Genomic DNA, 13,116 nt, shown 5'->3' with positions numbered 1-13,116 from the left:
TCTGCATTCAGTCGAGCGTGATGCTTGTGATCACGAAATCGGCGTTCAGCTTGATGTCATACTGGCCGATCTCGCATTGCGCATCGTCGACCTCGTAGAGATCGTCGCGCTCCTTTTCGATCCCGGCTTGCGGGTCGGGCTTGCAGCCGATCCTGGCGATGGCCTCGGCAACCTTGGCGGTTTCCTCGGCCGAGGCCGCGTCGTCATCGGCGGCCAGGGCCGGGGTCACGGCCCAGGCCAGGGCGGCGGCGCAAAGCATGGGTTTCAGCATCGGATGCTCCTACTGGATATTGAACACGGCCTGCTGGGTTTCGCCATGCGAGCCCGGGATCGACAGGGTATAGCGGCCCGGGACGATGGCAACGAAGCTGATCGTCGCGGTTCCAGCATCGTCGAATTCCAGCGAATGAACGCCCATCGGCCGGATTTCGATGTCGTTGATGACGATTTCGTTGATCCAGACGGCGCGGAAGAAGTCGCCGCCGGACAGCGCCAGCTCCTGGCTGCCGTCGGCATTGATGTCGATGCGGTAGAAGCCACCGGATTTCAGCTTGTATTCCGCCGTCGCCACCGGCTTGCCCGAGGCCAGCGTCAGCGGCGCCAGCTGCATGCGGTTGTCCCGCGCCAGCATGCCCGAGAAGCCATAGTCGAACTTGGCGCCCGCCTCATGCACGCCTGCCTCGGCGGCCTCGGCCTCTTCGCCGTCGTCGTCATCCTCCTCGGCCGCGGGTGCGGCGGTCTCGGCGCCGGCGGCGGCCTCGGTCCCGGGCTTGGCGGCGGGCGCCTCCTGGGCGGCGGCGGGGGCGGCAAGGCCCAGCGAGAGCAGCAGGATGGTCAGCAGGCGGGTCATGGTTTTCCTCCGTTGTTGGTTTCAGTTCGGCGCGACGACCACGCCCCAGGGCTGCTGGCCCACGGGCACGGACTTGACGACCTTGTTCGCCGCCACGTCGATCACCGACACGTCGTTGGAATTGCCGTTGGTGGTGAAGAGATATTTCTCGTCCGGGGTAAAGGCCAATTGCCAGACGCGCTGGCCGACCAGCAGGTAATCCTCGACCTCGTCGGTTTCGCCGTTGATGACGGCGACGCGGTTCGCCGGGCCCAGCGCGACATAGACCTTTTTCCCGTCCTTGGTGATGCGGATGCCGACGGGCTGGATCGCCTCGGGCAGCACGCCGGGGATCTCGAAGCTGATCTTCTTCTCGATGGTCTGGTTTTCCGGGTGGATCACGCTGACCGTGCCGCCGATCTCGCTGCTGACGTACAGTTTCGTGCCCTGGTCGTTGTATTGCGCAAAGCGCGGGCGCGAATCGACCAGCACATTGCCGAAGATCTCGAAGGTCTCGGAATTGATGAAATGCGCCATATTGGTGGTTTCCGAGGTGTTGATGACCACCTTGCCGTCGGGGCTGACGCCCATGCCCTCGGGCTCGACGCCGACCGGGATCTCGGCCAGCACCTTGTGGGTCTGGGTGTCGACCACGGTGACCAGGTTGTCGTCCTCGTTGGCGATGTAAAGCGGGTTGCCCGAGGGGTGCAGCACGAACAGCTCGGGGTCGGGACCCGAGGGCAGCGTGTGCGTCTCCTCCATGGTCTCGGGGTTGAAGACCCGCACCAGGTCGTCGTCCGAGGCGCAGACGTAAAGCTCTTTCCCGTCCGGGCTGATGGTGATGCCGCGCGGGCGGGCGCCGACCGGATAGGTGCCGATCACCTCCAGCGTCTCGCTGTCGAGCACGGTGACGTCATTGCCCTTTTCGTTGCTGACGAAGACCCGGTTGGCGGCGGCCGGCAGGGCGAAACCCAGGCACAGGGCCGAGGTCAGGATGGCGGTTGCGGCTTTCATCGTTCACCTCAGAACTGACATTCGGTTTCGGGACGGTCGATGCCCAGCGTATCCAGCGCCGAGCTCTGGTGCAGATACTGGTCCTGCGGGCTGACCGAGGCGGTCACGGTCGGCGTCGCCAGCAGGATCGGCTGGCGCAGCTGGTGGTCCCAGTCGCGGATCGTCAGCTTCTGGCCCTTGAAGCCCGCCACCTCGAACTTGTCGGACAGCATGAACTGCTTCAGCGTCGCCGGATCGGTGCTTTGCGTCCGCGTCGCGGATTCGCCGATCATGCGCAGCGCGATCCAGGTCTGGTAATCCTCCTCGCGCATCGGGCGGGTGGCGAGCTTTTCGAAGCGGTTCTGGAACTGCGTCGCGCCCCAGGCTTCCAGCGAGGGCGCCCAGCTGCGCGGCACCAGCCCGGCCGAGCCCGCGACCGGGCGCGCGTCCCAGGTCTCATAGGGCAGCCATTCGGCGAAGACGCCGTTCTCGTCCGCGGCGATCAGCACGTCATGCTCGGCCGCGCGCTGGGTAAAGACCGGCATCTGCTGCTGCACCTGGACATGGCCCGAATCGCTGCGCCGGCTGCCGCCGGTGTCCTCATAGGTGCGTTCCTCGACGATCTTGGCGCCGAACTTGGTCGCGGCCCGGCGATAGGCATCGGCCAGCGCGATATCCTCGGGGTGGCTGCCGGCGACCAGGAACCAGTTCGGCCATTTCTTCCACATCAGGAACTGCGCCAGCGCATCGGTCAGCATGGCCTGGCTGGGCGCGGCATGGATGACATTGGCCCGGCAATCCTTGCCGCGCAGGGCGTCGCCCCGCGCCCGCGCGTTCAGCACCAGCGCCTTGTCGCCGGCCTGGTCGGCCAGCGCCAGGGTCGTCGCGTCATCGGCCAGCGTCACGATGAAGGGCACGCCCTCGGCCAGCAGCTTCTCCATCTCGGCCGCGGCGGTCTCGGGCGTGGCGGTCACTTCCAGCGCCTCGAAGTCCTGGCCCATGAAGCGGCCGGTGGTGTCGTTGTCCAGGATCGCCAGCCGCGCGCCGGCAAAGCCCAGGTCGCCCGGCGGCGTGTCCAGCCGCGAGATCGGCGGCAAGTGCGGCACGTCCACGCGCAGCACGGCAGCGCGCACGGTTTCCACGGGCTTCTGCGCCGCCTGCTGCGCCAAAACCGGCCCCGCGGCGGCCAAGCCAGCCAAAAGTATGATGATTCTGCCTGTCATGCCCATCCTCCCCCCGGCATCATGGCGGGCAAGTCTGGCTTCGCCAACCCGACAAATCACCCGATTTCACTCGGGGAAAATGCCCCGATACATTTGTCTTATGGACGCCACCCCCGGCTGGGCGCATGGTCGCCCATAGCGGCGGAGGCCGGCGCGCCCCGCCATTCGCGATGAAGGGGAGAGACGGATGAGACGAGTGATGGCCGCAAGCCTTGCGGCGGTCGTGATGCTGGCCGGAGCGGCCCAGGCCCACGGGCCGGTGCGGCTGAAGCTGGAACTGGATCAGAAGCTGGATGCGACCCCGGACGAGGTCTGGGCGGTGATCGGCAAGTTCGACGACATGAGCTGGCACCCCGCCATCGCCAAGACCGAGATCACCGGCGACGGCTCGACCGACCAGCCCGAGAAGTCCGAGCGCGTGCTGCATCTGAAGGCCGATGCCGGCGATCCGACCATCACCGAGGTCCTGTCGAAATGGCAGCCCGAGAAGCGCTGCTACGCCTATCGCATCGAAAAGGTCGATGTGGCCGTGCTGCCGGTGACGAATTATGCCTCGACGCTTTGCGTCAAGGACGAAGGCGGCAAGGCGCTGGTCAGCTGGAAGGGCGGCTTCTATCGCGGCTTCCCCAACAACAACCCGCCCGCCGACCAGAATGACGAGGCCGCGACCAAGGCGGTGACCGGCGTCTACCAGGCCGGGCTGGACGCGCTGGCCGAAAGGTTCGGCAAGGCGGAATGATCCGGCGCTTGGCCCTGCTGGCGGCGCTGGCCGGGCCGGCGGGCGCCGCCGACCTGGGCTTCGTCACCTCGCAGAATGCCGGGGCGGTCACGGTGATCGACCTGGCCTCGGGCGCGGTGCTGGCCGAGCGGCCCTTGCCCGGCGCGCCGGCGCCGGTGGCCTATGACCCCCAGGCGGGCCGGGCCTATGTGATTGCGGCCGAGACCGGCCGGCTGACGGTTCTGGACGAGGCCGGCGCGGTCGTCGGCGGCCGCGCTCTGCCCGAGGGCGCCTTCGGCGTCGCCGTGGCGCCGGGCGGCGGGGTCTTCGTCACCGAATGGTATCAGGGCCGGCTGCTGCGGCTGGATGCGGATCTGCGCGAGCTGTGGTCGGTTCCGACCGGCAAGGCGCCGGCGGGTGTGGCCAGCGACGGTACGCTGGTCGCGACGGCGGATCGCGACGACGACAGCGTCTCGATCTATGACGCGGCCAGCGGCGCCTTGCGGGCGCGGGTCAAGGTCGGCCAGCACCCCTATGCCGTCGCCTTTCACGACGGGCGGCTGTGGACGGCGGATGTGCAAAGCGACACGGTCAGCGTCATCGACCCGCAAGCCGGCACGCTGCTGGGCCAGGTGCCGACCGGCAGCCATCCCTATGGCGTGGCCTTCGCCGGCGGGCGCGGCTTCGTCACCGACCAATATGCCGGCACGGTGACGGTCTTCGACCCCGGGACGCTGGCTGTGATCACAAGCCTGGAGACCGGGGATTACCCCGAGGGTATCGCCGCCCTGCCCGATGGCTCGGGCGTGGTGGTGGCGCATTGGGACAGCAACACGCTGGTCTGGATCGACGCCGCCAGCCTGGAGATCACGCGCGAGATCGAACTGCCGGACGGCCCGCGCGCCTTCGGCAGCTTCACGGGTCGGTCGCGTTGACCAGCGTGCCGCCCATCTCGACCCAGCCGTCGACGCCGTCCGGATACCAGTTCACGCCGCTGTAGCCCAGGGCCACGGCGCGCTTGCCGGCATTCCAGCTCATCCAGCAATCGCTCTTGCAAAAGATCACCACCGGCGCCGCCTTGTCGCCATGGGTGGCGGCAGCGAGCCCGTCCGCCAGGCGCTGTTCTTCGGCCGGCGCGAGCTTTTCATAACCGGTGTCGTAGAGCCAGGTCGCGCCGGGGATGGTCTGATGCGGCGGCGCGGCCCAGATCGTGCCCTCGGGCAGGTTGTCGGGCCGCTTCTGCCGCGGCAGCACATCGAGGAAGGGCACGCCGGCGTCATGCAGCGCCTTGGCCCGCGGCCCGTCGATGACCTGGGCGCCGGCCAGGGTGGCGGGCACCGGGGCGCGATAAGGCTCGCCCCGGAAATCCTGCGGCTCGGGCACCTGCGCCAGCGCGGCGCCCGTGCTCAGGACCAGCGCCGGCAGCCAGGCTTTCATGGCTTCAGCCCCTTGCCGTAATCGTCCAGGATCGGCACGCCGGCATCGCGCAGGATGGCGTCGATCTCGTCCTGGTGCCGGCGGATCAGGCTGTTCAGCTGGCGCTTCCATTCGTCCTCGCCCAGCCGCACACCCATGGTGATGCGGAAGAACATGCGCGGCCCCGAGGTCTCTTTCAGCAGCGGCGTGAACTGCAGATCGGGATCGGCCTTGACCAGCGGGCCGGCCAGCGGCCCCCAGACCACCGCCGCCGCCAGCTCGCTCGATTTCACCTGCGCCAGCATGTCGCCGATCGGATTTTCCACTCGGCGGTCCACGAACAGATCCCAGCCGCGCATGTCCTTGGCGAGGCCGGCGCGGGCCAGGTTGGTCGCCGGCGGCGTGCCGGCCACCACGCCGATGGGATGGCCCTTCAGCGCCGGATCCTCGAGCGTCTCGACCGATGCCAGCGGGCTGTCCTTGCGCGTCACGATGCCATAGGCCGAGGTGTAGTAATGGTTGGTGTTCTGCACCAGCTCGTCGCCCTGGGCATAGCCGATGACGACATCGCACAGCCCGGCGCGCAGGGTCTTGCGGATGAAGCCCGAGCCCTGCGGGAACCAGGTATAGACCACCGGCACCCCCAACTTTTCACCGAAAAGCTGGGCGATGCGGTTCTCGAAGCCCGAGCCGTCCTCTGCGGACATCGGCACCGCGGCCGGGTCGGCACAGACCCGGAACTCGGTCGTGGAACGCAGGTCGGCGACCTGCGCCGGCGCGGGCAGCGCGGCGCAGGCCAGAAAGGCGGCCAGGATCCCGGCCAGGGGGGCCGGGCGTCTCATCCGTTCATGCAGGAATCTTCCTGCGCCGCGAAATCATCGGATTTGCTTTCCTTTTTCGCCGGACGGCCGCGCGGCAGGTCGCCCGCGCCCCGGGCCAGCAGATAGACATAGATGTCGTCGACATAGCACCAGACGTTCTTGTTGGTCCCGAAGGCCGGCATCACCAGGTTGGCGGCCGTGTTCACCTCTTGCTTGCCCGAGGCGACGATCTCCTGGAATTCGTAGTAGTCGAGCTTCAGCACCGAGTTCTTCAGCGCCGGCGCATAGGTCGAGCCCTCGCCGTCCGGGCCGTGGCAGACGTGGCATTCCGCCGAATAGCGACGGTAGCCCGAAAAGGCGGCGTAATCCAGGGTGCCGTCCTCGGCGATCTTGAAGGTCGGGATGTCCTCGGCCGTATACCAGCGGCCGTTCTCCATGTGGTCGGGGGTGATGTCCTGACCGTTGGGCAGCACGAGCTTGCCGCCCGCCTCCTGCACCGCAGGCGCCTCCTCGGCTGCGGGTGCGTCGGCGGCCGGCGCGGTCTCGGCCGGCTGCTGCTGCGCGTCGCCCGAGACGGCGGCGGCGGCACCGGCGCCGGCCTGGGCCGGCGGTTGTTCGCTGGTCGTCTGCGCGATGGCCGTCTGGCCGACGGCGGCTGTCGCACATGCGATGCAGATCGCCATCAAGCTGGCGGTCGTCTTGCTGGTCATGAATTCCTCCCCTGACTGGCACCCGTGAAATTGGCTGCTCCGCCCAAGGGTATTTTCCCCGGGCGGAGCCTGACGAGTCACAGTTCGCTTTTCTGCACCAAAGTATTAGCCCGGCAGCTCGAACACGGTCAGCTGGCCGCCCAATTCGGTGTATTGCGACAGCGAGGCATAGCCGCCCACGGCGCCCAGGCCCTCGTTCGGGTTGGTCAGGCCGGCCGCCAGACCGATGCCGGCCCAGCCGCCTACGCCGGACAGGATGCCGATGTACTGCTTGCCGCCATGTTCATAGGTCATGACGTTGCCGATGATGCCGGAGGGCGTCTTGAACTTGTAGAGCTCCTTGCCGGTCTCGGCGTCCACGGCCTTCAGATAGCCTTCCAGCGTGCCGTAGAAGACCACGTCGCCCGCGGTCGCCAAGGCGCCCGACCAGACCGAGAACTGTTCCGGCAGCGACCACTTGATCTCGCCCTTGGTGTTGTCCCAGGCGATGAAGTTGCCCATGCCGCCATGGCTGTTCGGGGCCGGATACATCGACAGCGTGGCCCCGACATAGGGCTGGCCGGCGGTATAGGCGACGCGGAACGGCTCATAGTCCATGCAGACGTGGTTGGTCGGCACGTAGAACAGGTTGGTCTTGGGCGAGAAGGCCGCCGGCTGCATGTCCTTGCTGCCCAGCGCGGCCGGGCAGACGCCGGTGGTGTTCTCGTCCTCGCCGTTCTGGTCGGTCGAGTATTCGGCCACCACGGCCGGGCGGCCATAGGTTTCCGAATTCGGATCCATGTCCACGCCGGTGGTCCAGTTCACCACCGGGTCGAACTTCTCGGCCACCAGCAGCTCGCCCGTCTCGCGGTCCAGCGTATAGCCGAGGCCGTTGCGGTCGAAGTGGGTCAGCAGCTTGCGGTCCTTGCCGTCGACCTGCTGGTTGGTCAGGATCATCTCGTTGACGCCGTCGAAATCCCATTCGTCATGCGGCGTCATCTGGTAGAACCATTTCGCCATGCCGGTGTCGGCATCGCGGGCCATGATCGTCATCGACCACTTGTTGTCGCCCGGACGCTGGGCCGGGTTCCAGGTCGAGGGGTTGCCGGTGCCGTAATAGATCAGGTTCAGGTCCGGATCATACGAGAACCAGCCCCAGATCGTGCCGCCGCCGATCTTCCACTGGTCGCCCTCCCAGCTTTGCAGCGAGCTGTCCTTGCCGATCGGCTTACCAAGATGGGTGGTCTTTTCGGGATCGACCAGCATTTCCTCGTCCGGGCCGGTGGAATAGGCCTTCCAGGCCACGCTGCCGTCCTTGAGGTTCAGCGCGGTCATGCGGCCGCGCACGCCGTATTCGCCGCCCGAGATGCCGACCATCAGCTTGTCCTTGACCGGCATCGTGGTCGCGGTCAGCGTCTCGCCGATGGCGGGGTCGCCGACCTTGGTCGACCATTTCACCTCGCCGCTTTTCGCATCCAGGGCGACGACGGTGGTGTCGGCCTGCGACAGCAGGATCATGCCGTCGGCATAGGCCAGGCCCCGGTTCACCGTGTCGCAGCACATCACCGCGATCACGTTCGGGTCCTGCTGCGGCTGATAGCGCCACAGGATCTTGCCGTTGTCGTTCAGGTCCAGCGCGAAGACGTTGTTCGGAAAGGGCGTGTGGACATACATGACGTCGCCGATGACCAGCGGCGAGCCCTCGTGGCCGCGCAGCACGCCGGTCGAGAAGGTCCAGGCGACGCGCAGGTCCTTGACGTTGTCCTTGTTGATCTTGTCGAGCGTCGAATAGCGGGTGTTGGCATAATCGCCGGTCTGGATCGCCCATTGCTCGGGCTTGGCGATCTCGGCCATGACGCTGTCATTGGCCAGCGCGGCCGACCCGGACATGAGCAGCGCAAGACAGACGCCGTTCAGCAGATTTTTCATGAGTTTTCCTCCCTCGTCGGCCACGGCACCCCCTCGGGCGTGAACGCCGACCTGTTCGGAAGGTTCGGACCCGACCGGGTTCACGTCAACGCGAGCGGTCGGGTCGCCAGACCAAAGTATTAGGGAAATTCGGCAATAAGTATGGGATCTATCGCCCGAATTTCCCGAAGCCCGATCAGCCCAGCCGCTCGGCATGCCAGCGGATGTGGTCGCCCATGAAGGTCTGCACGAAGAAATAGCTGTGATCATAGCCTTCCTGCATGCGGAACGCGCCGGGCTGGCGGCGCTCGATCATGGCATGGGCCAGGGATTCGGGCTTGAGCAGGTCCAGGAACTGGTCGCTGGCGCCCTGGTCGATCAGCACCTCGCCGGGATAGCCGCGCTCGCGCATCAGCAGGGTCGAATCGTGCCGGGCCCAGGCGGCCTTGTCCTCGCCCAGATAGGCCGTGAACTGCTTCCTGCCCCAGTCGCTTTCCGAGGGGTTCGCGATCGGCGAGAAGGCCGAGACCGAGCGATAGCGCTCGGGGAAGGTCATGGCGATGGTCAGCGCGCCATGGCCGCCCATGGAATGGCCGGTGATGCCCTGCGCGTCGCGGTCCAGCGCGAAATTGTCGAAGACCAGCTCGGGCAGTTCGTGGGTGACATAGTGCCACATGCGGAAATGCGGCGCCCAGGGTTCCTGCGTGGCATCGACATAGAAGCCGGCGCCCTGGCCCAGGTCATAGGCCTCGTCGTTGGCGACGCCCTCGCCGCGCGGCGAGGTGTCGGGAAAGATCACCGCGATGCCGTATTCCGCCGCCCATTCCTGCGCCCCGGCCTTGGTCATCGCATTCTCATGCGTGCAGGTCAGGCCCGACAGATACCACAGCACCGGCACGCGGCCGTGTTCGGCCTGCGGCGGCAGGTAGATGGCGAAGGTCATGTCGGTGCCCGTGGCCTGCGACTTGTGGCGATAGACGCCCTGCGTGCCGCCGAAGCTGCGGTTCTCGGAAACGGTTTCGTAAGCCAGGGTCATGGCTGTCCTCCTGTCAGGTCGTGGAACATGACCAGCGCATCGACATAGCCATGTTGCGGATGAAGAAACGCGCCCGGCAGGCGGCCGACAATATCGAAACCGGCCTTTTGCCACGAATGAACGGCATCGGCATTGGTCGCGACGACGAAATTGAACTGCATGGCCCGGAAGCCCTGGGCCCGCGCCCAGTCCTTGGCGTGGGTGACCAGCGCGCGGGCGATGCCGCGGCCGCGGGCGTCGGGATGGGTCGCGAAACTGGCGTTGGCGACATGGGCCGCCGGACCGGGCCGGTTGCGGCCGACATGGCTGGTGCCCAGCACGCGCCCGTCCGCTTCGGCCACGAAGGCGGTGAAGGGCGCGGCGAACCAGTCCGCCAGCGCCTCGTCCCGGGTGATGTCGGGCGGGATGCAATAGGTCTCGCCCGCGCGATAGACCGGCTCCAGGATCCGCCAGATCGCCTCGTGGTCCTCGGGCGTGGCGGGACGGATCGCGGTCCCGCCGCCGGTCATTCCAGCTCGTCCACCGAGCGGATCACCTTGCCGAGCAGCCCGTAGTCCAGCGCCTCCTGCGTGTTCAGCCAGAAATCGCGCTGGGTGTCCTTCTCGATGCGCTCGATCGGCTGGCCGGTCGCCTCGGCAAAGATCTGGTTCAGCCGGTCGCGCATCAGCCGGACCTGCTCGGCCTGGATCATCATGTCCGAGGAGGTGCCGCCGATCCCGCCGGATGGCTGGTGGATCAGGAAGCGGGTGTTCGGCAGGCAGAAGCGGTTTTCCTTCTTCGCCGCGACGAAGATCAGCGCGCCGGCGCTGGCCACCCAGCCCGAGCCGATGGTGCGCACGGTGGGGCGGATGAACTTGATCACGTCATGGATCATGTCGCCCGATTCGACATGGCCGCCGGGCGAGCTGATCAGCATGTTGATCGGCTTGTCGCTATCCTCGGCCAAGGCCAGCAGATGCGCGACGGTGCGCTGCGCCAGCTTGTCGTTGATCGGCCCGGCGACGATCACCGTGCGCGACTTGAAATACAGCTTGCCGATCTTGTCGCCTTCCGGCAGGCCCAGCCCTTCGTCCTTCTGGCCTTCTTGCGGGCGCTCGTCGTCGTCGTCATCGTCGTCCAGATGGAAGTGCTGTGCCATGATCGGTCCTTTCATGTTGACGGCGGGCACGGTCGCCCGCCCCCGCCGTCCTTTTAACTAAGCAGCCGTTACGGATCAGTAAAGGACGACCGCGCGGATCGACTCGCCCGAGTGCATCAGGTCGAAGCCCTTGTTGATGTCGTCGAGCTTCAGCGTATGGGTGATCATCGGGTCGATCTGGATCTTGCCGTCCATGTACCAGTCGACGATCTTCGGCACGTCGGTCCGGCCGCGCGCACCGCCGAAGGCCGAGCCCTTCCAGACCCGGCCGGTGACCAGCTGGAACGGGCGGGTGCTGATCTCGGCCCCGGCCGGCGCCACGCCGATCACGATGGACTGGCCCCAGCCGCGGTGGGTGCATTCCAGCGCCTGGCGCATGACATTGACATTGCCGGTGCAGTCGAAGCTGTAGTCGGCGCCGCCGATCTGGTCAAAGGGCGTCTTGGTCAGGTTGACGATTTCCTGCACCACGTTGTCGCAGTTCTTCGGGTTGATGAAATGGGTCATGCCGAATTTCTCGGCCATTTCCTTTTTCCCGTCGTTCAGGTCGACGCCGATGATCATGTCGGCACCGGCCAGGCGCAGGCCCTGGATCACGTTCAGACCGATGCCGCCCAGGCCGAAGACCACCGCCTTGGCGCCGATCTCCACCTTGGCGGTATAGATCACCGCGCCGATGCCGGTGGTCACGCCGCAGCCGATATAGCAGATCTTGTCGAAGGGCGCGTCCTCGCGCACCTTGGCCACCGCGATTTCCGGCAGCACGGTGTAGTTCGAGAAGGTCGAGCAGCCCATGTAGTGATGGATCGGCGTGCCGTCGAGCATGCTGAAGCGGCTGGTGCCGTCGGGCATCAAGCCCTGGCCTTGGGTATTGCGGATCGCGGTGCAGAGGTTGGTCTTGCGCGACAGGCAGGACGGGCACTGGCGGCATTCCGGGGTATAGAGCGGGATCACGTGGTCGCCGGGCTTCACCGTGGTCACGCCGGGGCCGACCTCGACCACCACGCCGGCACCCTCATGGCCCAGGATCGAGGGGAACAGCCCCTCGGGGTCGGCGCCCGAGCGGGTGAAATCGTCGGTGTGGCAGATGCCGGTGGCCTTGATCTCGACCAGAACCTCGCCGGCCTTGGGGCCTTCCAGGTTGACCTCCATGACCTCCAGCGGCTTCCCGGCCTCGAGGGCGACGGCGGCGCGTGTTCTCATGACTTGCTCTCCTTGCGTATGGCCGGGATGGGCCTGGTCTTTCTTCGGGTCTTCTCATGGCATAGGGGCCGGCGGACCGGCCCCGAAGCTGTTTCCTGTCAGGCGGTCCCGGTCAAGCCGGCAATGCGCCCGAACGCTTGGCGATATGCGTCGCGATGGCATCCATCAAGGGCGGCGACAGCGCGTCATAGGGCTCCAGCCCCAGCTCGCGCAGCCGGGCGCGGATGCCGTCCATGCGCGAGGGATCGACGCCCGATTCGATCACCGAACTGACGAAGGCCGCGAATTGCGGCTCGGCCCAGCCGTCCTGATCCGAGAGCTCGGTATGGACGAAGTCGAGGCCATAGAACGGATGGTCCTTGTTCTCGATCCGGCCATACATGTGGACGCCGCAATCCTTGCAGCGATAGCGCTGGATCGGCGCGTCCTTGTTGACGATTTCCAGCTTTTCCGCGCCCGAGACCACCTCGATGGCGTCGCGGCCGACCACGGCGACCTGCGAGAAGATCGCGCCGTCCGGCTTCCAGCACTTGGTGCAGCCGCAGACGTGGTTATGCGCGGTCTGGGCGTTCACCTTGACCCGCACCGGATTGCTGGCACATTTGCAGTGCAGCTCTCCGCCCGAAAAGCCGGGCTTTGCCGGTTTGATGCCGTTGTCGACGGCCGGATGAATCTTCACCCCGGATGTGTCTGCCATGGTCCCCTCCTCCGATGAACCTTCTTCAGCGGCAGGTTGGCGCCGGGGCGGATTTGCGGCAAGTGGGCAAAAGGTTGTAAGCCTTGGCGGCTTACGGCTCGGGCCGCGTCACCAGCCAGGCGCCGACGGCGGTGCAGCACAGCGCCTGCACCGCGATCAGCCGCGGGTCGAGCCCCAGCCACAGCGCCCAGCCGACGCCGCAGGCCATGGCGGCGACGGCCCAGATCTTGGCGCGCCGGCCGATGGTGCCGTTCTTGCGCCAGGCGCGGATCTGCGGGCCGAAGGTCGGGTTGCGCATGATGCGCGCGCTGATCCGGGGCGAGGATTGCGCAAAGGCCCAGACCGCGATCAGCAGGAAGGGCACCGTCGGCATGACCGGCAGGAAGGCCCCGATCACCCCCACGGTCAGGGACAGCCAGCCCAGGGCAAGCAACAGGAAACGCAT

At 66.6% G+C, this 13,116-nt stretch carries 16 protein-coding genes; 2 read left to right on the top strand and 14 right to left on the bottom strand.

Annotated features, from left to right (window positions below; genetic code table 11):
* Nucleotides 1-7: 7 nt before the first annotated feature.
* The 4 genes from ASV56_RS08830 to ASV56_RS08815 form a co-directional block, all read right to left on the bottom strand.
* Nucleotides 8-271 carry a hypothetical protein gene (locus ASV56_RS08830; protein ID WP_062561644.1) on the bottom strand — a complete coding sequence of 88 codons (264 nt, stop codon included), beginning with the start codon at nt 269-271 and terminating at the stop codon, nt 8-10.
* Between the two features lie 9 nt (nt 272-280).
* On the bottom strand, nt 281-673 hold the full coding sequence (locus ASV56_RS08825) for a cupredoxin domain-containing protein (RefSeq protein WP_062562291.1): 393 nt from the start codon (nt 671-673) through the stop codon (nt 281-283).
* Between the two features lie 198 nt (nt 674-871).
* Nucleotides 872-1,843, bottom strand: coding sequence for a YVTN family beta-propeller repeat protein (locus ASV56_RS08820; protein WP_062561643.1), 972 nt, complete (start codon nt 1,841-1,843; stop codon nt 872-874).
* A gap of 8 nt (nt 1,844-1,851) precedes the next feature.
* A complete protein-coding gene (locus ASV56_RS08815; protein ID WP_062562290.1) occupies nt 1,852-3,045 on the bottom strand; it encodes an ABC transporter substrate-binding protein in 1,194 nt (397 codons plus the stop codon).
* A gap of 199 nt (nt 3,046-3,244) precedes the next feature.
* Between ASV56_RS08815 and ASV56_RS08810 the strand changes: the two genes are divergently transcribed.
* Both ASV56_RS08810 and ASV56_RS08805 read left to right on the top strand, forming a co-directional pair.
* The gene (locus ASV56_RS08810) at nt 3,245-3,784 is read left to right on the top strand and encodes an SRPBCC family protein (RefSeq protein WP_253879929.1); all 540 of its coding nucleotides are present in this window, start codon (nt 3,245-3,247) and stop codon (nt 3,782-3,784) included.
* A complete protein-coding gene (locus ASV56_RS08805) occupies nt 3,781-4,698 on the top strand; it encodes a YncE family protein (RefSeq protein WP_062561641.1) in 918 nt (305 codons plus the stop codon). The genes ASV56_RS08810 and ASV56_RS08805 overlap by 4 nt, the downstream gene beginning before the upstream one ends.
* Here ASV56_RS08805 and ASV56_RS08800 read toward each other — a convergent pair.
* From ASV56_RS08800 to ASV56_RS08755, 10 genes are all read right to left on the bottom strand, one after another.
* Nucleotides 4,679-5,200, bottom strand: coding sequence for a PQQ-dependent catabolism-associated CXXCW motif protein (locus ASV56_RS08800; protein ID WP_062561640.1), 522 nt, complete (start codon nt 5,198-5,200; stop codon nt 4,679-4,681). The two genes, ASV56_RS08805 and ASV56_RS08800, sit on opposite strands and share 20 nt — an antisense overlap.
* The gene (locus tag ASV56_RS08795; protein WP_062561639.1) at nt 5,197-6,021 is read right to left on the bottom strand and encodes a substrate-binding domain-containing protein; all 825 of its coding nucleotides are present in this window, start codon (nt 6,019-6,021) and stop codon (nt 5,197-5,199) included. The genes ASV56_RS08800 and ASV56_RS08795 overlap by 4 nt, the downstream gene beginning before the upstream one ends.
* Complete coding sequence (locus tag ASV56_RS08790; protein ID WP_062561638.1) at nt 6,018-6,710, bottom strand: c-type cytochrome, methanol metabolism-related; 693 nt, start codon at nt 6,708-6,710, stop codon at nt 6,018-6,020. The genes ASV56_RS08795 and ASV56_RS08790 overlap by 4 nt, the downstream gene beginning before the upstream one ends.
* Nucleotides 6,711-6,815: 105 nt before the next feature.
* On the bottom strand, nt 6,816-8,618 hold the full coding sequence (locus ASV56_RS08785) for a methanol/ethanol family PQQ-dependent dehydrogenase (protein ID WP_062561637.1): 1,803 nt from the start codon (nt 8,616-8,618) through the stop codon (nt 6,816-6,818).
* A gap of 175 nt (nt 8,619-8,793) precedes the next feature.
* Nucleotides 8,794-9,633, bottom strand: a complete 840-nt coding sequence (gene fghA, locus ASV56_RS08780; RefSeq protein ID WP_062561636.1) for an S-formylglutathione hydrolase — start codon at nt 9,631-9,633, stop codon at nt 8,794-8,796.
* Entirely contained in the window at nt 9,630-10,142 is a 513-nt protein-coding gene (locus ASV56_RS08775) for a GNAT family N-acetyltransferase (RefSeq protein WP_062561635.1), read from the bottom strand. The genes fghA and ASV56_RS08775 overlap by 4 nt, the downstream gene beginning before the upstream one ends.
* Nucleotides 10,139-10,771 carry an ATP-dependent Clp protease proteolytic subunit gene (locus ASV56_RS08770; protein WP_062561634.1) on the bottom strand — a complete coding sequence of 211 codons (633 nt, stop codon included), beginning with the start codon at nt 10,769-10,771 and terminating at the stop codon, nt 10,139-10,141. The genes ASV56_RS08775 and ASV56_RS08770 overlap by 4 nt, the downstream gene beginning before the upstream one ends.
* Before the next feature lie 75 nt (nt 10,772-10,846).
* Entirely contained in the window at nt 10,847-11,974 is a 1,128-nt protein-coding gene (locus ASV56_RS08765) for an S-(hydroxymethyl)glutathione dehydrogenase/class III alcohol dehydrogenase (RefSeq protein WP_062561633.1), read from the bottom strand.
* 112 nt (nt 11,975-12,086) lie between these two features.
* Nucleotides 12,087-12,671 (bottom strand): S-(hydroxymethyl)glutathione synthase, encoded by a 585-nt coding sequence (gene gfa / locus ASV56_RS08760; protein WP_062561632.1) that lies wholly within the window; start codon nt 12,669-12,671, stop codon nt 12,087-12,089.
* A gap of 91 nt (nt 12,672-12,762) precedes the next feature.
* Nucleotides 12,763-13,116: a YbaN family protein gene (locus ASV56_RS08755; RefSeq protein WP_017999011.1), complete on the bottom strand. Its 354-nt coding sequence runs from the start codon at nt 13,114-13,116 to the stop codon at nt 12,763-12,765.

Source organism: Paracoccus aminovorans (assembly GCF_001546115.1).
GTDB classification, from domain to species: domain Bacteria; phylum Pseudomonadota; class Alphaproteobacteria; order Rhodobacterales; family Rhodobacteraceae; genus Paracoccus; species Paracoccus aminovorans_B.
The sequence above is the reverse complement of the archived record's forward strand: the minus strand, read 5'-3'. Positions and strand labels throughout refer to the sequence as shown.